Below are 1,465 nucleotides of genomic sequence, written 5' to 3'. Positions count from 1 at the left end.
GCTGGCCCGCGTCGCCGCCGAGGAACGCCGCCGGCGCCAGCTCGAGGAAGCCGAACGCCAGCGGCTCGAGGATCAGGCCAAGGACCTCGAACGCTACCGCTCGGAGTTCTTTGGACGGTTGCGCGAGGTGATCGGCAACCAGGAAGGCGTCCGCATCGAGGGCGACCGCTTCGTCTTCTCCTCCGAGGTGCTCTTCGCGCCGGGCGAGGCCGAACTGTCGCGCTCGGGCCAGATGGAGATCGCCAAGATCGCCAGCATCCTGCGCAACGTGATGGCCGACATTCCCGAGGGGCTCGACTGGATCATCCGCGTTGACGGCCATACCGACGACATTCCGCTGCGCCCCGGCGCGCGCTTCTCGGACAACTGGGAACTGAGCCAGGCGCGGGCGCTGTCGGTGGTGCGCTACCTTGTCGACTTCCTCGGCATCCCGCCGGACCGGCTCTCGGCCAATGGTTTCGGCCAGTACCAGCCGATCGATCCCTCCGACACCGCCGATGCCCGCGCCCAGAACCGCCGCATCGAACTCAAGCTCACCGAACGCTGAGGCGGCGCGCCACACCGACGGGCCGCCTGCACAAGATCCCCAACGACGCGCCGACGCCCGCCTTTCATCTTGCCCCTAAACTCCGGGGAGCGCGAGGGGCTGGCCCCTCGCCGGCGCAGCGGTGACGCACGCGCGGGGCTGGAAAATCCCGGCGCGCCATGCGAGACACGCCGCGCATCGGATCAGGAGACCGCGCCCATGTTCATCGTCTCGCTCATCGCCCGGCCCGGCGGCCTCGAGCCCGCGCTCGTCTCGGCGCTGCGCAATGCCACCGGGGGCGGCGACGTCACCTGGCTCTCGCAGCGCGAGGCGGCGGAATTCCCGGTCGGCGTGGCACCGTCGAACCTCGAGGGGCTGGGCGCCTCGGTCGCCGATCAGGCCGACCTGAACCTCCTGCCTGCCGAAGGGCGGCGCAAGAAGATGCTGCTGGCCGACATGGACTCGACGATGATCCAGCAGGAATGCATCGACGAGCTGGCCGAGGAGGCTGGTGTCGGCGCCCAAGTCAAGGACATCACTGCCCGTGCCATGAACGGCGAACTCGATTTCGAGGGCGCGCTGACCGAGCGCGTGGCGCTGCTGCGCGACCTGCCGGAAGGCGTCATCGACAAGGTGCTCGAGACCCGCATCACCCTGATGCCGGGCGGGCCCGCGCTGGTCGCGACGATGAAGGCGAACGGCGCCTACGCGGCGCTGGTCTCGGGCGGGTTTACGGCCTTCACCACCCGCGTGGCGGCGATGGTGGGCTTCGACGAAAACCGTGCCAACACCCTGCTGACCGAGGCCGGCCGGCTCTCGGGCGAGGTCGGGCGGCCGATCCTTGGCCGCGAGGCCAAGGTACAGGCGCTCGAGGAGATCTCGGCACGGCTCGGCATCTCCGAGGCGGACGTGCTGGCGGTGGGCGACGGGGCGAACGAT

General features: G+C 69.9%; 2 protein-coding genes. Both read left to right on the top strand.

Going from position 1 to position 1,465, the window contains the following annotated elements:
* Window positions 1-547: OmpA family protein (locus tag HC022_RS26445; protein WP_167454369.1), on the top strand; the 547-nt coding region annotated here is incomplete at its 5' end.
* A gap of 198 nt (window positions 548-745) precedes the next feature.
* Window positions 746-1,465 (top strand): phosphoserine phosphatase SerB (gene serB, locus HC022_RS26440; RefSeq protein WP_167454368.1); only part of this gene is annotated, 720 nt, incomplete at its 3' end.

It is taken from the genome of Salipiger sp. HF18, assembly GCF_011806505.1.
Taxonomy (GTDB): Bacteria; Pseudomonadota; Alphaproteobacteria; order Rhodobacterales; family Rhodobacteraceae; genus Salipiger; species Salipiger thiooxidans.
This window is presented reverse-complemented; position numbering and strand designations above follow the sequence as displayed.